This window comes from uncultured Roseobacter sp., assembly GCF_947495025.1.
Lineage (GTDB): Bacteria > Pseudomonadota > Alphaproteobacteria > Rhodobacterales > Rhodobacteraceae > Roseobacter.
Window position 1 is genome coordinate 12,521 of the sequence record NZ_CANLXG010000003.1, and the last position, 19,428, is coordinate 31,948.

Consider the following 19,428-nt stretch of genomic DNA (forward strand, 5'->3'; position numbering starts at 1 on the left):
AGGCGCAAAGGGGACTTTATGCGTATTCTCATAACCAACGACGACGGTATCAATGCACCTGGTCTCAGAGTACTGGCTCAGATCGCTGAAGATATCGCCGGTGCAGGCGGCGAAGTCTGGACGGTCGCCCCCGCTTTCGAACAATCCGGCGTTGGTCACTGCATCAGCTATACCCACCCCATGATGATCGCCGAAATGGGCCCCCGGCGTTTTGCAGCCGAAGGATCACCAGCCGATTGCGTGCTGGCCGGACTGCATGACGTGATGAAAGATTCACTGCCTGATCTGGTATTGTCCGGCGTGAACCGGGGCAATAATTCAGCCGAGAACACGTTGTACTCAGGCACGATTGGCGGCGCAATGGAAGCAGCCCTCCAGGGTGTTCCCGCGATCGCTCTTTCGCAGTATTTCGGCCCCGCCAACAACCAGACAGACGACCCGTTTGAAGCCAGTGCGGTGCATGGTGCAGAGGTGGTCCGGCGGATTCTCGCGCATACGCCTGCAGAAACATCCGGGTACCGCCTGTTCTATAATGTAAACTTTCCGCCGGTTCCGGCGTCTGGCGTCAAGGGCACCCGCCTGTCACGCCAGGGTCTGCGGGATGGCACCGTATTCTCTACCGAACCACACATGTCACCGTCCGGACGCCGGTTTCTCTGGATCCGCGGCGGTAACCAGCAGATCTCGACGGCGCCCGGAACGGATGCAGCGGACAATCTGGACGGTTACATTTCGGTTACGCCGATGCGTGCAGATCTGACAGCGCATGACGTCATGGAGGACCTAAAAGGCATCGCGACATGACCGAAGACGCCGAACGCAAAATGCAGTTCCTCTATGCGCTGCGTTCGCGCGGGGTGACGGACAAGCGTGTGCTTCAGGCAATGGAAACCATTGATCGCGGGCCGTTTATCCGCGGTATTTTCTCTGATCGTGCCTACGAAGACATGCCATTGCCCATTGCCTGCGGGCAGACGATCAGTCAGCCGTCCATCGTCGGTCTGATGACTCAGGCGCTGAAGATATCCCCGAGAGACAAGGTGCTCGAAGTGGGAACCGGTTCGGGATATCAGGCCGCCGTCCTCAGCCGGCTTGCGCGGCGTGTTTATACCGTTGATCGCTACAGCCGCCTTGTGCGCGAGGCCCGCGCCCTGTTTGACGAGATCGGCCTGACGAACATTACCGCTATCACCGCCGACGGCAGTTTCGGCCTCCCGGATCAGGCGCCGTTTGACCGTATCATCGTGACGGCTGCTGCCGAGGATCCGCCCGGTACCCTGCTGGGGCAGCTGAAAACAGGCGGCATCATGGTGGTGCCGGTGGGTCAGTCGGATGCCGTACAGCACCTGATCGTCGCCCGCAAAACAGAAGATGGCGTGGAATACGACGAATTGCGGCAGGTCCGCTTCGTCCCCTTGCTGGAAGGCTTGGGTAAGGACACATAAGCTGCTATATTGCGCGCAAGACAGCCGGGCCAACCGGCGTGTGCCACATGGCAGATTGAGGACGAACAGATGATCCGGACGATACCGCGCGGACGCGCGCACCTTGCAGTGACCACAGCGGGCGCGCTGATTTTGCTGGCCGCCTGTGACCAGCCCCTTGACTTCGATCTCAGAGGCGGTGGGTTTGGTACAGCCGAAGCTGCCAGTTCAGTTCAGACAACCAACCGGCCGGCACCGGACAGCCGCGGCGTGATTTCCTATCCCACATACCAAGTGGCCGTTGCGGAACGCGGAGACACGATCAATGACATCGCCGGGCGGCTGGGCGTGAACGCGGCCGAGCTGGCCCGCTTCAACGGCATTGATACAGCAGTTCCCCTGCGCGAAGGGGAGGTCGTTGCCCTGCCCGCCCGCGTCTCGGAACCCGCCGGTGCTGCCGGAACGGCGCAGCCGGGCGCAGTGGATATCGGCACGCTTGCCGGCGGCGCGATTGACCGAGCACCACAGAGCAGCAGCGCGGCCAGCCCTTCGGGCGTTCAGACCGCGGCCCTGCCGCCCGCCAGCGCGTCCGCGTCTGCTGACAGCGAAGAGCCGATCCGGCACAAAGTTGTGCGCGGCGAGACAGCCTTTACGATTTCCCGCCTGTATAATGTGCCCGTCAAATCGCTGGCGGAATGGAACGGCCTTGGGCCGGACTTCGCCATCCGTGAAGGTCAGTTCCTGCTGATCCCCGTCGCAAGACAGGCACCACCTGCCGCCGCTGCGGCAGCCGTAACGGAGCCGGGGACCGGAACACCAACACCGACGCCACCCAGTGCCGCCAAGCCCCTGCCCGCAGCGGAAGCACCCGTAAAAGTCGCTGAGCCCCAGGTGGATGTGGGAGAGGAAACAATTGCCAGCACCTCAGCGCGGATGGTTTTCCCGCTGGACGGTACCATCATCCGTGCATTCTCCAGGGACAAGAACCCGGGTATCGACATCAAGGCAGATCCGGGTAGCCCTGTGCTCGCGGCGGATGCTGGTGTCGTGGGATCGGTTCTCGTCGATACAGATGGTGTCCCGATTATTGTTCTCCGGCACGAACCTCAGCTTCTCACAGCTTACGTGAACGTCACGAATTATTCCGTCAAAAAAGGCGACAAAGTCTCGCGGGGGCAGCAGATCGGCACGCTGGGCGATGACAAAGACGCCTTTCTGCACTTTGAGGTTATCGAAGGTGGTCTTGAGCGCGTAGATCCCATGCTCTACCTGAAATAGGATTTCGGGTTGCATGATGCGCGAAATTTCCCCGCGATTGCCATAATTGCGATTGATCACGTCACAGGGATGCCCTGTTTCTGATGCAGAAACAGTGTGAAATCAACCGCCCCGTGGAGATCACAATGTCCGCCAGCTCATACCGCAAAACCCGTGTTTCCGCGTCTTTCACGCTGACAGATGGGCCAGGTGGTGTTTGCAAACACCTGCAGCTGACTTTGCAAAGACCGGCACAGCGCCGTCCGGCCTCGGCCGACGTCGTTCATCTGCCTCAGCGGTTCAGCTTTCCAGCGCGACGCCCTGCCGCCCGGCAAGATCGGTAAAGAACTGCCATGCCACGCGTCCGGACCGGGAGCCGCGCGTAGCCTGCCATTCGATCGCCTCAGCCCGCAGCGTTTCCTCGTCAATGGTGACACCCCAGGCATCGCAATAGCCGCGGATCATGCTGAGATACTGATCCTGATCACAGGGGTGAAAGCCCAGCCAGAGACCAAAGCGGTCAGACAGGGAAACCTTTTCCTCGACAGCTTCTGACGGGTTAATCGCGCTTCCGCGTTCGTTTTCAATCATATCCCGCGGCATCAGATGACGCCGGTTTGATGTTGCATAAAGCACAACATTGTCCGGCCTACCTTCGATCCCGCCGTCCAGCACGGCCTTGAGACTTTTGTAATGTGCATCGTCGTGCCCGAAACTCAGATCGTCGCAGAACAGAATAAAACGGTACGGCGCATCTCTGAGCAGGTTCAGCAACCGGCCGACCGAGGGCAGATCCTCGCGTTGCAGCTCAACGATCCGCAATACTTCATGCGATGCGTGAACTTTTGCATGTATCGCCTTTACAAGACTTGATTTCCCCATACCACGCGCCCCCCAGAGAAGGGCATTGTTGGCGGGTAGTCCGCGGGCAAACTGCTCCGTGTTCGCGAGCAAAGTATCGCGCGATCTGTCGACACCGATGAGCAGTTCAAGATCAACACGGGCCACCGAAGGCACTGGCTCCAGTCTGTCCGGAGAAACGTGCCAGACAAAGGCTGGCGCCGCCGAGAAATCCGGCGCAGCCAGCGGCGCGGGCGCAAGACGTTCCAGCGCTGCCGCGATACGGTCCATCGGATCATCGATCAAGATGCGTCTTCCTCGTCGTCATAATAGCCTTCGGCCCGCAGCTTTGCCTCGCGCTTGGTCTCTACCCGTTTCACAAGGAAGATCGAGACCTCATACAGGCCATAGACGACTACAAAGAGGATTACCTGCGTAATCACATCCGGAGGCGTCACGAGTGCTGCCAGCACCAGAATGGCAACGACGGCATATTTGCGCACGTTTCCAAGACCTTCAGCGCTTACAAGACCAGCCTTGCCCATCAGGGTCAGCAAAACCGGCAACTGGAAACACATCCCGAATGCGACAATGAACTTGATCGTCAGATTGAGGTATTCCTGCGCAGAGCCCTGGAAAACAACACTGAGACCCGGCGCGATGGCAGGATCACCCACAACCGCCTCGCCCTCGGCGCCAAACTGCTGAAAACCAAGAAAGAAATCGTAGGCCAGCGGTGTCACCACATAGAAGGCAAATGACGCGCCCAGCAGGAACATAACCGGGGAAGAGATCAGAAAGGGCAAAAATGCGCCTTTTTCGTTCTTGTACAGACCCGGTGCCACAAACCGCCACATCTGATGCGCGATAACAGGAAACGACAGCATCAGCCCGCCCAGCAGCGACACTTTGATCGCGACAAAAAAGCCTTCCTGCGGGCTGATAAAGATCAGATCGCAGTCCTGGCCCCGCTCGGACAGCACCGTACACAGTGGATTCGTCAGAAAATTGAAGATCGGCGTGGCGACCGTGAAACAGATGATCATGCCGATCAGAAAGGCAATCACAGACCGGATCAGCCGCGTTCGCAGCTCCGCCAGATGTTCAATCAGCGGGGCGGCGCTTTCGTCCATTTCTTCGGATGCGCTCATGTATCACTCTTCTGCTCAGGTGTTGCTGCGGCCTCGAGGGCTGCTGCCTTTTCCTGTGCCTCCTGGGCCTCGCGCATTTTGCGGTCAGCTGCCGCGCGCGCCGTTGCTGCCTGGATTTTTCTGGTCTGTTCTGCCCTCTCGGCCGACAGTTTGCCGGTCTCGGAGTCCGGATCGAATTTCCCCAGGTCGGCTGCGGCGTTTTTCACGCCGTCCATTGCCGAATTCACCGGGTTTGTCGCTGCCTTGAGGCCTTTGGCCATGTCCTTGACGCCCGCGTCGTCGGCGGCGTCATTCATCGCCCGGCTGAACTCACGGGCCATGCCCTTTGCCTTGCCCACAAACTGTCCGATGGTCCGGAACAGCACAGGCAGGTCCTTTGGTCCGATAACAATCAGAGCGACGATGCCGATAACCAGCATCTCCGTCCAGCCGAGGTCAAACATGGATCAGACCTTGTCTTTTTCGGTCTCGGGCGTGACGTCCTTGGCTTCTTCGGAGGCATGGGCAATCTCGTCCTGGCCTTCGTTGATCCCTTTCTTGAAGGATGTGATGCCCTTGCCCACTTCACCCATCAGGCTGGAAATCTTGCCGCGGCCGAAAAGCACCAGCACCACAACGGCGATCAGCAGCAGGCCCGGAAGGCCGATATTGTTCAACATTTGATCTCTCCCATAAGGTCGCGCCCTGTCCGGGCGGGTATGTCACGTCCCGGTTTAGGCAATCACGCCGACCGACAGAAGCCGGAACGGGCAATTTGACCCTGTCAGAACCCCGGTCTGGCAAAAATTTTACCCCTCGCCAAACTCAACTGACAGGTTTATGTCAGTTACACCCTGTCATGTCCACGCCGAACGCAGGACAATGAAAGGACAAATCATGCGTATATTCCCCGTTTTCCCGATTCTCATCGCCTTTGCCGCCGCCGACGCGGCCAGTGGCGGTGGCGATGGCCAGGCATCGCCGGTGGCCGAAATCGTCACCTACCGCGTAAAGCAAGGTGTCAGCACCGACGCACTGCTGGACGCCGCACGCGCGACGGAGCCATTCCTTGCGAGCACCGGCGCGGTCCTGTCGCGCAGCCTGTCACGGGATGACGATGGCCTGTGGACGGATTACATACTATGGACATCGCTGGAGGCTGCAAAGGCGACCGAAGCAAAGGCTATGGAGCGCAGCGAATTCCAGACCTTCTTTGCGATGATGGAGGAGGAAAGCACTCAGCTGCGCCACGCACGCGTGCTGATGCAGATGGACTAGGCTGCGCGGCAATGGCAGTGTCGGGCCATGCGCCGCACCGACCGCCTCTTTGACATCATCCAGATCCTGCGCGACGGCAAACTGCACCGCGCGCAGGATATTGCGGAGCGTCTGGAAGTATCGGTGCGCACAATCTACCGCGACATGGACACGCTGGTGGCCTCCGGTGTGCCTGTCGAGGGTGAGCGCGGCGTGGGGTATATGATCACCGCCGCGATCACCCTGCCCCCGCTTAATCTGACTGTGGCAGAGCTTGAGGCGCTGAACCTCGGGATGGCCATCGTCGGCGAAGCCGCTGATCCGGATCTCAGAGCCGCCGCCCTGAGCCTTGCAGAAAAGGTCGACGCCGTGCTGCCCGAGCAGGTCGTGGCAGATGCGGATGCGTGGAAATTCGCGGTCTACCCGTTTGCGGATGCCGCCCGGGGCTTTGCCCATATGCCGACACTGCGGGCGGCCATCCGCGCACGGCAAAAGCTGCGGCTGACCTACACGTCAATCGAAGGCGCCGTGACCATGCGCGTCGTGCGGCCCCTGCATATGGAATACTGGGGCCGGGTCTGGACGCTGACTGTCTGGTGCGAATTGCGGGATGCCCACAGGGTATTCCGCGTCGATCTCATTCAGACGGCAGAGGCCCTGCCAGAGCTCTTTGTCGACGAGCCCGGCAAAACGCTTGCCGACTACGTCGATACGACCTCGACCCTGTAGCCTGCTCGGGGAAAGTGAACGGCGAGGTTTCCGGCGACGTCATCGCGGCGTGCCACAGTGATCGTGTCCGCATCGGAAAAGGTTACAATGCCTGTGACGCCCTGTTCGCCCCCGTCCACATCCGGATGTACGGTGACTTCGCTGCCGGGTCGGATGCCCTGAGGATCATGGCTGTCCATACCCGACTGTTCCGCCGGCTCGAAGGATGCTGCCACCGCGATCGCCTCGTCCGGCGTCATCGGCGATACCGTACCATGTCCGATGGCTGCAACATTCCTTTCCCAGCGTTCCAGATGCGGAAACTCTGACAGGAATTCCGGCCCTTGTGTCCAGCGGCCCCGGATAAACCAGACCACGTGGAAAAACTGTGCATCGATGGCCCCTGCGGCCTCGCCCAGCAGATAGGCCCGCCCGTCTGAAAGTTGCGCGTTCAGCCAGCCCATCGGCGCGCGCATCTGAGCGGCCAGGTGTGGCAGCGCGGCATTCGCAGCTTTCAGCCCCGCGGCCCAGTCCGGCCCCAGATAAAGCCGTCCCCTGTCCGCAGCAAAGTCAGACGGCAGGTTTTCCCCCGCCGAACCCAGCACAATTTTCACCGCCAGATCAAAAAGCGCGCCATCCGTCCAGCGACTGGCTGCCCACATCATCGCGGCCTCGGTTGTGGGGAAATAGGTCGGTTCAGGGTGACGCGCCTCAAGCGCGCGGATGATGCAGGCGCTGTCGCAATAGATATCCGCGCCGATCTGCATCACCGGCGTGCGCCGGTACCCACCTGTCAGCTGCGTCAGCATGGGCTTGGGTGCCAGCCGCGGGATTTCCACGTCGCGCCACGCAAGGCCCTTGATACCGAAGGCGATGCGCGCCTTTTCGGCAACCGGCGACTGCGGGTAATTGTGCAGAATGATCTCGGGGGCGGTATCGGTCATGTCAGGGTCCTTTCAGGACTTGTTTTTCAGGGTCCAGCCGGTCTGCGGCGGCAGGAAAGCCTCGACGCTGGCCTGGGCCACAACAATCGGGTCATTTGCAACCGTGTCGACATTCAGCCCGCCGTGCACGACGCGCACTTCGGCCCGCCCACGCGGCAGAAAATTCCCGAGGGCTTTGACATCCACTGCATCCGGCTGCTGAACGCCGACGGTCACCTGAACCCGCATCTCGCTGTGCGGCAGGTCCAGCACGCCAAAAAGCGGCAGCGAGGAATGGCGAAACGCGTCCTCGATCGCCCGGCGCGCGGCCTTGGTATAGTCCTGGCCATGCAGATCATTGCCCATGCCCATCTCGATGATCACACGCTGTTCAGCCATCTGCCCGCTCCATGTCAAAGCCAACCGTCAGGGCCACGTTGGCCATAATTGTCGGGTTGCCTTCACCTTCGGGCCTTGGCGCATCAAGGCCGCCCTTATGCACGCGCACATCGGCGTCTCCATAGGGAAAGACGGCCATGATCTCTGCAACATCCACCTGATCAGGCCGCTGCACACCAATATCCACGATGATTTTCATGTCTGTTTTCTCAAAGCCGAAGAGTTCCGCCAGATTGATTGAGTTGTGCCACAGCGCGTCTTTGACGCCCCGGACTGCTGCCTGGGTGTAATCACCGCGCCGCAGCGAGGTCCCCATACCGAATTCCACCAGAAGCCGCTGCATCAGACCCTCCTCAGGCTGCAAAAACAAAACACCGGTCGCGCCGGATCGTCAGCCACATCACCGTACCGGGCTGTGGCAGGAACACGTTGGGCACGGTTGCCTTGAGCACCGAGCCGTCATGATCCATCTGAAACTCCACGAGGCTCTCATTGCCCATAAACCGCGCCCGCTGAACAATACCGCGGGCAGCAGTACCATCGCTTGCGGTTGGCAGCGGACCTGTGCCGTTGCGGTCAAAGTCGATGCGCACGTGCTGCGGACGGAACACGATGTTCACAGCGGTGCCATCGGGCACGCCCGGCGCCAGGAACCGGCCAAAGGGTGTCTGCGCCAGCGCGCCTGACACTTCGGCCCGCAGCACATTGGCGTCAGAAAAGAATGCCACAGCCGCACGGTCCACCGGACGGGTGTATACGTTGTAGGGCGCCCCCTGCTGGACGATTTTGCCATCGCGCATCAGGGCAATCTCGTCGGCCATGCGCATCGCTTCCTCAGGCTCGTGCGTGACCAGCAATACGGCGGTGTCCTCTTCTTTGAGGATTGTCAGCGTTTCGTCCCGGATACCGTCCCGCAGACGGTTATCGAGGCCGGAAAACGGTTCATCCATCAGCATAATCCGCGGCCTCGGCGCGAGCGCCCGGGCAAGCGCCACACGCTGTTGCTCTCCGCCTGACAACTGGTGGGGATACCCATCGATGAAACGCAGCAGATCCACGCGCTGCAGCAACGCCTCGACGCGGGCGCGTTTTTCGGCCTTTGTGCCGGTGCGCAGGCCAAAGGCCACATTGTCAGCCACACTGAGATGCGGAAAGAGCGCAAAGTCCTGGAACATCAGACCGATCTCGCGCCGCTCGGGTGGCACGCGGAACACTGTGTCGCAGATCAGATTGCCGTCGACATAGATCTCGCCACTGTCCTGCATCTCGACGCCCGCAATCATCCGCAGTGTCGTGGACTTGCCGCATCCCGACGGCCCCAGCAGGCAGGTGACCTGCCCCGGCATGATCCGCAGCGACACGTCATCCACCACAGCACGCCCTTCAAAGGCACGGCGCAGGTTTCTGATCTCAAGCCTCGGGGCGGGCGGGGTCAAGGGCAGGCTCCGGATATCCGACAGATTTACTCAGGCCCGGAGCTATCAGCCCTTCCGCGCGCCCGCAAGCACCGCAGCAAATCCGGTGGCCAGGACAACCACGCAGATGGCCAGCAACTGTTCGTATTTGTGTGCGTCCGGCAAAAGTGCCGCCACTGTCGGCCAGCTGCGCGCAAAGTAGGCAAAGGCACCGGCCAGGGCCGCACCATAGGCCACCAGATAGGCCCAGAGTGCAATCTGCCGGCGCAGCACCAGGCCGACGATCAGCACAGGGCTGAGAAACATCGAGGCCGTGCCTGAAACCGCGACCGCGTCGAAGAGCGTTGCATTGCCCCACAGCGTCAGCGCAAGACCCGCGGCCATGACAAGCGTCATCACCAGCCGCCCGCCGACCAGACTGCGCGCAGCAAGACCCAGTTCCTCAACGGCCAGACGCGCTGACGACGCCAGAGCAGAATCGAGCGTGCTGAGGGCAGAGACGAGAAGAGACACCATCAGCAGCAGAAACACCGGTTCAGGAAACATCCGGGCCCAGGTGCCGATCAGTTCACCTTCATAGGCCTCTCCGGCAAGGCCTGCCTGGATGCCAAAGACGCCAAATGCGACAATGCACAGCGTCGAGATCCAGAACGCATGCAGGAACGACCGGCGCGTCGTGTCCTCATCTGCCAGAAATCCACGGTCCATCATTACGGGGTCGTGCGCCGGATACGAAAAAACCTGAAGCGCGGCGACCACGAGCAGCACCCAGCCGTTCCAGCTGCCGGCAACGCCGGGGGCTGTTGCCACGGCCGCGGGCGAAAAGCCCGGACTCAGAACCAGCGCCAGAAAGGCGATCCCGAAAGCGGCGAGAAACAGCACCATCTGCACCACGTCCGTACGCAGCGCGGCCGACAGACCACCCCAGGCAGAATAGGCCAGCGCCAGCAGGGACACAGTAATGATGGCGACCGTACCGCCCCCACCGGCGACGGCGTCAAAGATCAGACCGACCACCAGCAGGTTGGCAAACACCTCGGACAGCAGACGCAGCCCGATCACCAGGTTGTAGCACCCTGTTCCGGTTTTGCCGAAACTGTCGCTCAGCCAGTCCTGCACCGACCGTGCGCCCCGGCGCCTCAGATGTCCGACGATATAACCGCCGCTCAGAAAGGACCCGTAATAGGCCGCATAGGCCAGCGTGCCTGCCATACCGTAGTAATATCCAAGGATCGCCGCATTCATCAGGGATCGCGCGAATATCCAGGTGGTCACCTGGCTCAGTACCAGCACCCACAGTCCGGGCGCATGGCCCTCGGCGTTCTGCCCGCTGAAAAAACCATCCGTGCCGACCCGCCGGGGCGCCGCGACAAGACTGAGAACGACAATGCCTGCGAGTGACAGGATCAGCACAGTTGTTTGCATGGGAGCTTTCTTTCTCAGAACCTTTGCCCTGAGCTAGCGCGCGCGGGACAGCCGCACCAGAGCGCAGCGACCGCCCTGCCAAAGATGTGATCAGCAGGTGATCAGCCCGGCGTGACAACCGTGAACGCGGCCGAAGCGCGGTCGCGGCCGTTGATCTGCAGTGTCAGATGGTGTTCGCCCGGGTGCAGGGTAAAGGTGGTGGCATTGCCTTTGAGCGGATGCTCTTTGGACAGCTCCAGCGTCTGGCCCGCCCTGATCTGGCTCTGACGCAGCTTGAAGACCTTTTCCGCGGTTTTCCCACCTGGTCGAGCAAATCGGATACGGTAATCAACCAGCACCGGCAGATCTCCGGTCGCAGAAATACGACAGGAAAAAGCAAGCCTGTCCCCGATAGCCACCACCGGCGTGTCAATGGTGACGGAGGCGTCCACCGGTGCGTCCGGGCTGTATCCCAGCAATGCCAGCGCCTCCGGATGACCGTTCTTGATCAGCGTGCGCAGCGCATGACGCGTCATCCAGGTCATTTCCCTGGCGGTTTGACGACCGGCCTTTGACCATGCGTCCAGCTGGGCGATCACTCTGTCCGGCGCAATCCGGCTGAGATCATTCAGATGATTGGCAACCGAACGGGTCACAAAACGGGTGGAATCGCCCGCCAGACGGTCCAGCAATGGCAGCGTCTGTTCCGGCGTCAGACCGACAGCCCTGGCCCATGGCAGCCGCGGGCGCGTGCCCTCACTTACCAGCCGGCGCACGTGGTAATTGTCATCCCCGGCCCAGCGGGCGAGATCCGCCAGCGTTTCTGATGGCCAGCGGATCAGAAAGTCCCGGATCCAGAATTCCATGGAAAACCGCTGTGTTGCCTCATAAAGTACCTGCATCGCGGCTTCGCGGTGCTCTTCCAGCCCGTGGCGCGCCGCCAGAATGCCCGGCACAGCATGGATAAACCGGCCGAAATCGTCATCCTTCCGTGTGGGATCAAGGCGCGGTGCCATCGAGGCATGCAACAGCGGAACCATGTCCGGAAAGTCTGCAGGCAACTGTGCTTCGGCACAGTCGGCAAGCCAGTCGAGGCGCGCCATCAGCTCCCGTTCGGGAAAGCCTGCCAGCGCATCTTCGACGAACCGCGCCCGGTCGAAACCGGGCACGCCACGGGCAAAATCACCCGCGAGCTGTTCAACCGATTCCGGATTGAACAGCTGATCCTTGAGAAGAACAGCCACAGATCAGATGGTCGCGTTCGTGGCACCACCGTCCAGCAACAGATTCTGACCTACGATAAAGCCCGCGTGCTGCGAACACAGGAACGCGCAGGTTGCACCAAATTCGTGACGGGTGCCGTAACGCCCTGCCGGAATGGTGGCCGCGCGGTTGGCGCGGGCTTCTTCCAGGGTGATGCCCTGCGCCTTGACCACGCCGCCATCCAGCGCATCTGCGCGGTCGGTCGCGTGAATGCCCGGCAGCAGGTTGTTGATCGTCACACCCCTGCCCGCGACCTGGCGGCTGGTACCCGCGACATAGCCGGTCAGACCAGCACGTGCGGAATTCGAAAGCCCCAGCACCGGGATCGGCGCCTTGACCGACTGAGAGGTGATATTGACCACACGGCCCCAGCCACGGTCCATCATGCCAGGCACCAGCCCTTTGATCAGCGCAATTGGCGCCAGCATGTTCGCATCCAGCGCTTTGATAAAGTCTTCGCGGTCCCAGTCGTGCCACATGCCGGGCGGCGGTCCGCCTGCGTTGTTGACCAGAATATCCGCATCCCCTGCCGCCTCCAGAAGCGCGGCCTGCCCGTCTGCGGTGGACACATCTGCTGCAACCGTCGTGACACTGACGCCGTGTTCGGAACGGATCGCCTCGGCTGCTGCATCCAGCGCTTCCGCACCGCGCGCGTTCATCACCAGATCGACGCCTGCCGCTGCAAGTGCTTCTGCACATCCCAGCCCCAGACCTTTGGACGAAGCGCAGACGACCGCGCGTTTCCCTTTGATTCCCAGATCCATGCCTTGCTCCCTTTTGTTCGTCTGCTCTGCCTATCACCACCAGACCGCCTGTGACCAGAAAAACGCGCGCGCCTGCTGCCACCGTCCGACAGGACCGGTCACCCTGGCAGGATGCGGCCGCGGATCGGGCATCAGCGCTTGCTCTGCCGCGCGGAAACGGCCATGCAGGCGCATTATCCCTGCAGAAAGGCCAGACAGAATGATAGAACGTATCGATACCGGCATCCGCTCGTCCAAAATCGTAAAGTACCTGGGCGTTGCCTATATCACCGGTCAGGTCGGTGAAGGTGCCACGATCCAGGAGCAGACAACGGAATGTCTGCGCCGCCTTGACGAGTTGCTGGTGAACGCTGGCTCTTCCCGGGAGAAAATGCTGCGCGCGACAATCTGGCTGGCCGACATGGACGATTTTGCCGGCCTGAATGAAGTCTGGAACGCCTGGGTCCCCGAAGGCCATGCCCCTGCGCGCGCCTGCGGTGAGGCAAAGCTGGCGCGGCCCGAGTTAAAGGTCGAAATCATCGTGGACGCCGCATACGACTGAACGGCCCATTTTGAAATGGCGGCGGCATCAGCCACGGTGCCGCTGTCGCAGTATCCGGCCTGCCTGCTCAGCTGCACGGCGCGCGAACGGCCCGGCAACAGCCGGCGCTTGCAGCAGCCGGGGCCTTAACCTATACGCAGCCACATGCTGGATACCGCCCGAAACCGCCCTGAACTGCCGCCTGAAATTGCCCGGCGCCGCACTTTTGCGATCATTTCGCACCCCGACGCGGGCAAGACAACGCTGACGGAAAAGTTTCTGCTGTTTGGCGGCGCGATCCAGATGGCCGGACAGGTGCGCGCCAAGGGCGAAGCGCGCCGTACGCGCTCTGACTTTATGGCGATGGAAAAGGACCGCGGCATCTCGGTTTCAGCCTCGGCGATGTCCTTTGATTTCCGCGACTACCGCTTCAATCTGGTGGACACCCCCGGGCACTCTGACTTTTCCGAAGACACCTACCGCACGCTCACTGCGGTCGATGCGGCGGTCATGGTGATCGACGGCGCAAAAGGTGTGGAAAGCCAGACGCAAAAGCTGTTTGAAGTCTGCCGTATGCGCGATCTGCCGATCCTGACTTTCTGCAACAAGATGGACCGTGAAAGTCGGGACGTCTTTGAGATCATTGACGAAATTCAGGAGAATCTGGCGATTGATGTAACGCCGGCCAGCTGGCCCATCGGCGTGGGGCGCGATTTTCTGGGCTGCTATGACATTCTGCGCGACCGTCTTGAGCTGATGGACCGTGCCGACCGGAACCGCGTGGCGGAATCGATCGAGATCAAGGGTCTGGATGATCCGGCACTTGCAGAGCATGTGCCTGCCGAGCTCCTGGAAAAGCTCCGCGAGGATCTGGAAATGGCGCGCGAATTACTGCCGCCGCTGGATATTGACGCCATGCACGAAGGCTCGCTCACACCGATCTGGTTCGGGTCCGCGATTAACTCTTTCGGCGTCAAGGAGCTGATGGACGGGATCGCGAACTATGGCCCCGAGCCACAGATACAATCCGCCGTGCCGCGCCAGATCCTGCCCGAAGAAAAGAAAGTATCCGGCTTTGTCTTCAAAGTTCAGGCCAATATGGACCCCAAGCACCGCGACCGCGTGGCCTTTGTCAGGCTCGCGTCGGGGCATTTCAGCCGCGGCATGAAGCTGACCCATGTGCGCAGTAAAAAACCGATGGCGATCACCAACCCGGTTATGTTCCTCGCATCAGACCGCGAACTGGCCGAAGAGGCATGGGCGGGCGACATTATCGGCATTCCCAACCACGGTCAGCTGCGCATCGGTGACACGCTCACCGAGGGTGAAGCGATCCGCGTTACTGGCATCCCGTCATTTGCGCCGGAACTGCTGCAGGGCGTGCGGGCCGGTGATCCCATGAAGGCGAAACACCTCGAAAAGGCACTGATGCAGTTTGCCGAGGAAGGTGCGGCGAAAGTCTTCAAACCATCGATCGGTTCCGGTTTTGTGGTCGGCGTCGTCGGGCAGCTTCAGTTCGAAGTCCTCGCCAGCCGTATCGAACTGGAATACGGCCTGCCGGTGCGCTTTGAGGGGTCTCAGTTCACATCGGCGCGCTGGGTGAACGGTGACAAGCAAGCCGTTGAAAAGTTTGTAGACAGTAACAAGCAACACATCGCACACGACCATGACGGAGACGTGGTTTATCTGACACGTCTGCAGTGGGATATTGACCGGGTCGAGCGTGACTATCCGGACGTCAGGCTGACCGCGACCAAGGAGATGATGGTCTGACCCGACCAACGCTCAGATGGGGCGTGGTGGCCACTGTCCGGGCGGACACGTCTGACATTCTGAAGTTTGCCGCCCATCACATTGAAGCTGGCGCAGACCGGCTGATCATCTATCTGGATGAAGACACTTCCGGCGCCAGGGGCGCGCTCGAGGAACATCCTGCGTGCACCGTTATCCTGTGTGATGAATCCTACTGGATGACAGAACACGGACGCCGCCCGCTCAGACATCAGGTACGACAGAGCCAGAACGCCAACCATGCATATGTCCGGGCGCATGATCTTGACTGGATCGCTCATATTGACGTGGACGAGTTCATTGCCTGCGATACCGGTATCCGCGAAACCCTGTCTGCCCTCGCGCCCGCCGTAAAAACAGCAAGGCTGCGCCCGATGGAAGCGCTGGCGCGTGAAGACGGGAAGACACCGGAAGCATTCAAAGCGTTTGTGCCGGGCGGTGCAGCCCGTCGCGAAACCGCAGCGCGCCTCTATCCGACGTTCGGCGCCTATATCAAAGGTGGCTTCGTCAGCCATGTTGCCGGAAAGCTGTTCGTGCGCACAGGCCTGAACAACATTAAATTACGTATACACAATGTCTTGCAGAACCAGGCTAAAGTAGAAGATGAAGTTGCACCGGACGGGCTGGGGCTTGCGCATCTGCACACCACAAGCTGGACACACTGGCGCAGTCACCTGGACTACCGGCACGCCAAAGGCTCCTACAGGTCGGAACTCAGAGGGCCATTGCCACCCGAACAGGGAGGCATGAACCTGCACGATCTGTTCAGCTTTCTGATCAGAGATCAGGGAGAGGCTGGTCTGCGGGCCTTTTATGACGAGGTCTGCGCCGATACGCCCGAACTGCGATCCCGCCTGCAGGCAGCAGGTCTGCTGAGGCGGCTCGATCTGGACCTTAATGCCACAGCGGCCCGACATTTTCCGGGTGTAGCGGTCTGAGCCCCCATCCTGTTTGACCCCGCAGTCAACAGTTGCTATTCACGCGCAGCATGTCGCGGCAATTGCCGCACAATGGGCCATTCGGGCTGGCATGTATGCTGCAGCGGGCCAGGAAGTGTCCGCAAACATCGGACACATATGACAAAATTTTCTGACCTGAATCTGAACCCCAAAGTTCTGAAAGCCATTGAAGAGGCGGGATATGAATCCCCCACACCAATCCAGGCTGGTGCCATTCCACCGGCGCTGGAGGGCAAGGATGTTCTTGGGATCGCACAGACCGGCACTGGTAAAACCGCCAGTTTCACGCTGCCAATGATCACTCTGCTGGCCCGCGGTCGCGCCCGTGCGCGTATGCCCCGCAGCCTCGTGCTCTGCCCGACACGAGAACTCGCCGCCCAGGTGGCCGAGAACTTCGACACCTACACAAAACATCTCAAGCTGACCAAAGCACTGCTGATCGGCGGTGTATCCTTTAAGGAACAGGACAAGCTGATCGACAAGGGTGTGGACGTGCTGATTGCGACACCCGGCCGTCTGCTGGACCATTTCGAACGCGGCAAGCTGCTGCTGACCGGCGTGCAGATCATGGTGGTCGACGAGGCCGACCGGATGCTCGACATGGGCTTTATCCCTGATATCGAACGAATTTTCAGCCTGACACCCTTCACGCGGCAGACTCTCTTCTTCTCGGCAACGATGGCGCCGGAAATCGAGCGGATCACAAACACCTTCCTCTCGGCGCCTGAGCGTGTCGAGGTCGCCCGTCAGGCAACAACGGGCGAGAACATCGAACAGGGCGTCCTGATGTTCAAAGGCTCGCGCCGCGACCGTGAGGGCAGCGAAAAACGCAAAGTGCTGCGCGCCCTGATCGACGGCGAAGGCAAGAAATGCACCAATGCGATCATCTTCTGCAACCGTAAGACGGATGTGGATATTGTCGCCAAGTCCCTGAAAAAATACAAATATGATGCAGCGCCCATCCACGGCGATCTGGATCAGAGCCAGCGCACGAAAACGCTAGATGGCTTTCGGGATGGCACGCTGCGGTTCCTTGTGGCCTCTGATGTTGCTGCCCGCGGGCTTGACGTGCCGTCGGTGAGTCACGTGTTCAACTTTGACGTGCCCGGACATGCCGAAGACTATGTGCACCGCATCGGGCGCACCGGTCGTGCGGGCCGTGACGGCAAGGCGATAATGATCTGTGTGCCGCGTGATGAGAAAAACCTCAGCGACATTGAACGGCTGGTCCAGCGTGAAATCCCACGTCTGGAAAACCCGCTTGGTGGCGGGAAGCCTGTCGAGGACGAGACCGCACCTGCTGACGCGACGGAAGAAAAGCCGAAGCGGAGCCGCTCGCGCAGTCGTCGCAAGGACGAAACTGAGACCGTTGCCGCAGATGCTGCCCCCGTTGAAAAGGCACCTGATGAGAAACCGGCCAGAAGCGAGGCCGCTCAGGATGGGGAAAAATCCCGCGCGCCACGCAATGGCGGCGACAACAACAACGACGACACGCAGAAACGCAGCCGTGGCGGGCGCGGTCGTGGACGCAAAGGAAATGATAACAACGACCGTGGTGGCAATACAGTGGTCGGCCTGGGCGATCACACACCAGAGTTTATCGGCCTGAGCTTCAAGGAACGGCGCTGAAGCGCCCGGCACCAACCCATAACGAAAAAGGGCCTCCGGAAGCTTCCGGAGGCCCTTTTTCTTTGCCCTGAACAGAATCAGCTCAGCCGGCTGACGACCACTGTGACTTCTGGCTTTTTGCCGACCTCGGCCTGCGCTGAGTTGCGCACAGCGCGGCGCAGCCCCTCGTTGAGTTTGTCGTCATCCCGCCAGGTTTTCTTACCTGCCCTTCCAATCCACTGGCTGAGGTCCTCCTCCAGCACATCCACCAGCGGCGCGCGGCTGCGCCCGGTTTCCGGCAGGCCCATGACCTCGCACCAGGGTTCGCCCAGTGGCTCGTCACTGTCATCCATGATCAAAGTCACGAGCACATGCCCATTGAGCGCCATGCGGATCCGGTCGCGGACAACACCATCCAGCGCGCCGATCTGCACGGATCCATCCAGATAGGTGCGCCCTGTCTCTACGTATTCCGCCACGGTGGGCTGGTTTCCTGACAGGTCGATCATCATGCCATTAACGGCCAGCACGCCGGTCATGCCCTTGCTGTTGGCGATCTTCACATGCTCGCGCAGGTGACGATGTTCGCCGTGCATGGGGATCAGCACCTGCGGCTTGACGATCGACGACAGCTTTTCCAGATCAGGCCGGTTCGCGTGGCCGGACACATGATAAAGGCCCGTGCTGTCGTCCACCACATCGACGCCCAGTTCAGAAAACTGGTTGATGATGCGGATCACGCCCTTTTCGTTGCCGGGGATGGTCTTGGAGGAAAAGAGAAAAAGGTCTCCCTCCTGCATCGTCATGCCCTGGTATTTACCCCGCGCCAGCTGCGCAGAGGCCGCACGGCGTTCCCCCTGGCTGCCGGTAACGAGCAGCATCAGGTTTTCGCGCGGAATGCTCTGGGCATCCTCGGGGCTGACCACTTTGGGGAAATCGTGCAGCACACCTGTCTCGATGGCCGCTTCGATCATCCGGCGCATGGCGCGCCCCATCAGAACAATGGACCGCCCTGCCCGGTCGCCTGCATCCGCCAGGGTCTTTACCCGCGCGACGTTTGAGGCAAATGTCGTCGCCACAACCATCCCTTTGGCGGACTGCACCAGTTTGGTGATCTCAGGCCCGACCGACGCCTCGGACCGGCCCGGATTCGGCGAAAACACATTGGTGCTGTCCACGATCAGCGCTTTGACACCATCCTTGCTGACCTCTGCCCAGAGGTCAGGGTCAAAAGGCTCACCCACCAGCGGGGTCTCGTCCAGTTTGAAATCGCCCGAATGGATCACCCGGCCTTCGGGCGTGTCGATCACCATCGAGGAGCTTTCCGGGATGGAATGCGAGATCGGCAGGAAGCTGACGCTGAAGGGCCCCGCAGAAATCACCTCGGGCCAGGGCGACACGGTGCGCACACTGTCTTCGGGATGCCCGTGTTCGCTCATCTTGCGCCGGGCGATATTGGCGGTAAAGGCGCGCGCATAGACCGGCGCCTGCAGTTGTGTCCAGGTATGCGCCACAGCTCCGACGTGGTCCTCATGGGCGTGGGTAATGAAAACAGCCTCGATCTGGTGGCGGCGTTCGGCCAGCCACGAAATATCCGGCAGGATCAGATCCACGCCCGGGCTGCTGTCCATATCCGGAAAGGCTACCCCGAGGTCCACCACGATCAGCCGCTCTTTGCCCGGCTCCCCATAGCCGTAGACATAGGCGTTCATGCCAATCTCGCCCGCCCCGCCGAGGGGCAGATAAATAAGTCTCTCTTTGCTCAT

At 60.7% G+C, this 19,428-nt stretch carries 21 protein-coding genes; 9 read left to right on the forward strand and 12 right to left on the reverse strand.

The window, feature by feature from the left end; translation table 11 throughout:
* Positions 1 to 18 precede the first annotated feature (18 nt).
* From surE to Q0792_RS14220, 3 genes are all read left to right on the forward strand, one after another.
* A complete protein-coding gene (gene surE / locus Q0792_RS14210) occupies positions 19 to 804 on the forward strand; it encodes a 5'/3'-nucleotidase SurE (RefSeq protein WP_298841939.1) in 786 nt (261 codons plus the stop codon).
* Positions 801 to 1,445, forward strand: a complete 645-nt coding sequence (locus Q0792_RS14215; RefSeq protein WP_298841942.1) for a protein-L-isoaspartate(D-aspartate) O-methyltransferase — start codon at positions 801 to 803, stop codon at positions 1,443 to 1,445. Before surE ends, Q0792_RS14215 begins: the two co-directional genes overlap by 4 nt.
* Before the next feature lie 69 nt (positions 1,446 to 1,514).
* A complete protein-coding gene (locus Q0792_RS14220) occupies positions 1,515 to 2,702 on the forward strand; it encodes a LysM peptidoglycan-binding domain-containing M23 family metallopeptidase (protein WP_298841945.1) in 1,188 nt (395 codons plus the stop codon).
* 279 nt (positions 2,703 to 2,981) lie between these two features.
* Here the strand turns inward: Q0792_RS14220 and Q0792_RS14225 are convergent, their stop codons facing one another.
* The 4 genes from Q0792_RS14225 to tatA are packed head-to-tail and all read right to left on the reverse strand — an operon-like array spanning position 2,982 to position 5,331.
* On the reverse strand, positions 2,982 to 3,827 hold the full coding sequence (locus Q0792_RS14225) for an ATP-binding protein (protein ID WP_298841948.1): 846 nt from the start codon (positions 3,825 to 3,827) through the stop codon (positions 2,982 to 2,984).
* Positions 3,824 to 4,672: a twin-arginine translocase subunit TatC gene (tatC, locus tag Q0792_RS14230; RefSeq protein WP_298841951.1), complete on the reverse strand. Its 849-nt coding sequence runs from the start codon at positions 4,670 to 4,672 to the stop codon at positions 3,824 to 3,826. Before tatC ends, Q0792_RS14225 begins: the two co-directional genes overlap by 4 nt.
* Complete coding sequence (tatB, locus tag Q0792_RS14235) at positions 4,669 to 5,115, reverse strand: Sec-independent protein translocase protein TatB (protein ID WP_298841954.1); 447 nt, start codon at positions 5,113 to 5,115, stop codon at positions 4,669 to 4,671. Before tatB ends, tatC begins: the two co-directional genes overlap by 4 nt.
* A 3-nt stretch (positions 5,116 to 5,118) precedes the next feature.
* Positions 5,119 to 5,331 carry a twin-arginine translocase TatA/TatE family subunit gene (gene tatA / locus Q0792_RS14240; RefSeq protein WP_298841957.1) on the reverse strand — a complete coding sequence of 71 codons (213 nt, stop codon included), beginning with the start codon at positions 5,329 to 5,331 and terminating at the stop codon, positions 5,119 to 5,121.
* Positions 5,332 to 5,548: 217 nt separating this feature from the next.
* Here tatA and Q0792_RS14245 point away from each other — a divergent pair, with 217 nt between their 5' ends.
* Together Q0792_RS14245 and Q0792_RS14250 are read left to right on the forward strand one after the other, a co-directional pair.
* Complete coding sequence (locus Q0792_RS14245; RefSeq protein WP_298841960.1) at positions 5,549 to 5,929, forward strand: hypothetical protein; 381 nt, start codon at positions 5,549 to 5,551, stop codon at positions 5,927 to 5,929.
* Positions 5,930 to 5,956: 27 nt separating this feature from the next.
* A complete protein-coding gene (locus Q0792_RS14250; protein ID WP_298841963.1) occupies positions 5,957 to 6,637 on the forward strand; it encodes a YafY family protein in 681 nt (226 codons plus the stop codon).
* On the opposite strand, the gene Q0792_RS14255 is transcribed toward Q0792_RS14250, so the two are convergent.
* From Q0792_RS14255 to Q0792_RS14285, 7 genes are all read right to left on the reverse strand, one after another.
* Positions 6,610 to 7,560, reverse strand: a complete 951-nt coding sequence (locus tag Q0792_RS14255) for a glutathione S-transferase family protein (RefSeq protein ID WP_298841965.1) — start codon at positions 7,558 to 7,560, stop codon at positions 6,610 to 6,612. The genes Q0792_RS14250 and Q0792_RS14255 overlap by 28 nt on opposite strands.
* 12 nt (positions 7,561 to 7,572) lie before the next feature.
* The gene (locus tag Q0792_RS14260) at positions 7,573 to 7,938 is read right to left on the reverse strand and encodes a Lin0512 family protein (RefSeq protein ID WP_298841967.1); all 366 of its coding nucleotides are present in this window, start codon (positions 7,936 to 7,938) and stop codon (positions 7,573 to 7,575) included.
* Positions 7,931 to 8,281 carry a Lin0512 family protein gene (locus Q0792_RS14265; protein WP_298841969.1) on the reverse strand — a complete coding sequence of 117 codons (351 nt, stop codon included), beginning with the start codon at positions 8,279 to 8,281 and terminating at the stop codon, positions 7,931 to 7,933. The genes Q0792_RS14260 and Q0792_RS14265 overlap by 8 nt, the downstream gene beginning before the upstream one ends.
* A 10-nt stretch (positions 8,282 to 8,291) precedes the next feature.
* Positions 8,292 to 9,374, reverse strand: a complete 1,083-nt coding sequence (locus Q0792_RS14270) for an ABC transporter ATP-binding protein (RefSeq protein ID WP_298841973.1) — start codon at positions 9,372 to 9,374, stop codon at positions 8,292 to 8,294.
* A 45-nt stretch (positions 9,375 to 9,419) separates the two neighbouring features.
* Positions 9,420 to 10,778, reverse strand: coding sequence for a sodium:proline symporter (locus tag Q0792_RS14275; RefSeq protein WP_298841976.1), 1,359 nt, complete (start codon positions 10,776 to 10,778; stop codon positions 9,420 to 9,422).
* 101 nt (positions 10,779 to 10,879) lie between these two features.
* The gene (locus Q0792_RS14280; protein ID WP_298841979.1) at positions 10,880 to 12,001 is read right to left on the reverse strand and encodes a DNA alkylation repair protein; all 1,122 of its coding nucleotides are present in this window, start codon (positions 11,999 to 12,001) and stop codon (positions 10,880 to 10,882) included.
* Positions 12,002 to 12,004: 3 nt separating this feature from the next.
* The gene (locus tag Q0792_RS14285) at positions 12,005 to 12,784 is read right to left on the reverse strand and encodes an SDR family oxidoreductase (RefSeq protein WP_298841981.1); all 780 of its coding nucleotides are present in this window, start codon (positions 12,782 to 12,784) and stop codon (positions 12,005 to 12,007) included.
* 199 nt (positions 12,785 to 12,983) lie between these two features.
* Here Q0792_RS14285 and Q0792_RS14290 point away from each other — a divergent pair, with 199 nt between their 5' ends.
* The 4 genes from Q0792_RS14290 to Q0792_RS14305 all read left to right on the forward strand — a co-directional run bounded on the left by Q0792_RS14290 (position 12,984) and on the right by Q0792_RS14305 (position 17,683).
* Positions 12,984 to 13,325: a RidA family protein gene (locus Q0792_RS14290; protein ID WP_298841984.1), complete on the forward strand. Its 342-nt coding sequence runs from the start codon at positions 12,984 to 12,986 to the stop codon at positions 13,323 to 13,325.
* 144 nt (positions 13,326 to 13,469) lie between these two features.
* Positions 13,470 to 15,077: a peptide chain release factor 3 gene (locus tag Q0792_RS14295; RefSeq protein ID WP_298841987.1), complete on the forward strand. Its 1,608-nt coding sequence runs from the start codon at positions 13,470 to 13,472 to the stop codon at positions 15,075 to 15,077.
* Positions 15,078 to 15,103: 26 nt separating this feature from the next.
* Entirely contained in the window at positions 15,104 to 16,033 is a 930-nt protein-coding gene (locus Q0792_RS14300) for a glycosyltransferase family 2 protein (protein ID WP_298841990.1), read from the forward strand.
* Between the two features lie 138 nt (positions 16,034 to 16,171).
* Positions 16,172 to 17,683 (forward strand): DEAD/DEAH box helicase, encoded by a 1,512-nt coding sequence (locus Q0792_RS14305; protein WP_298841993.1) that lies wholly within the window; start codon positions 16,172 to 16,174, stop codon positions 17,681 to 17,683.
* 77 nt (positions 17,684 to 17,760) lie between these two features.
* On the opposite strand, the gene Q0792_RS14310 is transcribed toward Q0792_RS14305, so the two are convergent.
* Positions 17,761 to 19,428 (reverse strand): ribonuclease J, encoded by a 1,668-nt coding sequence (locus tag Q0792_RS14310; RefSeq protein ID WP_298841996.1) that lies wholly within the window; start codon positions 19,426 to 19,428, stop codon positions 17,761 to 17,763.

What these genes read in the sequence shown, in the direction of transcription:
- surE (WP_298841939.1), top strand. Translation starts at nt 19, where the DNA reads ATGCGTATTCTCATAACCAACGACGACGGTATCAATGCACCTGGTCTC.
- Q0792_RS14215 (WP_298841942.1), top strand. Translation starts at nt 801, where the DNA reads ATGACCGAAGACGCCGAACGCAAAATGCAGTTCCTCTATGCGCTGCGT.
- Q0792_RS14220 (WP_298841945.1), top strand. Translation starts at nt 1,515, where the DNA reads ATGATCCGGACGATACCGCGCGGACGCGCGCACCTTGCAGTGACCACA.
- tatC (WP_298841951.1), bottom strand. Translation starts at nt 4,672, where the DNA reads ATGAGCGCATCCGAAGAAATGGACGAAAGCGCCGCCCCGCTGATTGAA.
- tatB (WP_298841954.1), bottom strand. Translation starts at nt 5,115, where the DNA reads ATGTTTGACCTCGGCTGGACGGAGATGCTGGTTATCGGCATCGTCGCT.
- tatA (WP_298841957.1), bottom strand. Translation starts at nt 5,331, where the DNA reads ATGTTGAACAATATCGGCCTTCCGGGCCTGCTGCTGATCGCCGTTGTG.
- Q0792_RS14245 (WP_298841960.1), top strand. Translation starts at nt 5,549, where the DNA reads ATGCGTATATTCCCCGTTTTCCCGATTCTCATCGCCTTTGCCGCCGCC.
- Q0792_RS14250 (WP_298841963.1), top strand. Translation starts at nt 5,957, where the DNA reads ATGCGCCGCACCGACCGCCTCTTTGACATCATCCAGATCCTGCGCGAC.
- Q0792_RS14255 (WP_298841965.1), bottom strand. Translation starts at nt 7,560, where the DNA reads ATGACCGATACCGCCCCCGAGATCATTCTGCACAATTACCCGCAGTCG.
- Q0792_RS14260 (WP_298841967.1), bottom strand. Translation starts at nt 7,938, where the DNA reads ATGGCTGAACAGCGTGTGATCATCGAGATGGGCATGGGCAATGATCTG.
- Q0792_RS14265 (WP_298841969.1), bottom strand. Translation starts at nt 8,281, where the DNA reads ATGCAGCGGCTTCTGGTGGAATTCGGTATGGGGACCTCGCTGCGGCGC.
- Q0792_RS14275 (WP_298841976.1), bottom strand. Translation starts at nt 10,778, where the DNA reads ATGCAAACAACTGTGCTGATCCTGTCACTCGCAGGCATTGTCGTTCTC.
- Q0792_RS14285 (WP_298841981.1), bottom strand. Translation starts at nt 12,784, where the DNA reads ATGGATCTGGGAATCAAAGGGAAACGCGCGGTCGTCTGCGCTTCGTCC.
- Q0792_RS14290 (WP_298841984.1), top strand. Translation starts at nt 12,984, where the DNA reads ATGATAGAACGTATCGATACCGGCATCCGCTCGTCCAAAATCGTAAAG.
- Q0792_RS14295 (WP_298841987.1), top strand. Translation starts at nt 13,470, where the DNA reads ATGCTGGATACCGCCCGAAACCGCCCTGAACTGCCGCCTGAAATTGCC.
- Q0792_RS14305 (WP_298841993.1), top strand. Translation starts at nt 16,172, where the DNA reads ATGACAAAATTTTCTGACCTGAATCTGAACCCCAAAGTTCTGAAAGCC.
- Q0792_RS14310 (WP_298841996.1), bottom strand. Translation starts at nt 19,428, where the DNA reads ATGAGCAAAGAGAGACTTATTTATCTGCCCCTCGGCGGGGCGGGCGAG.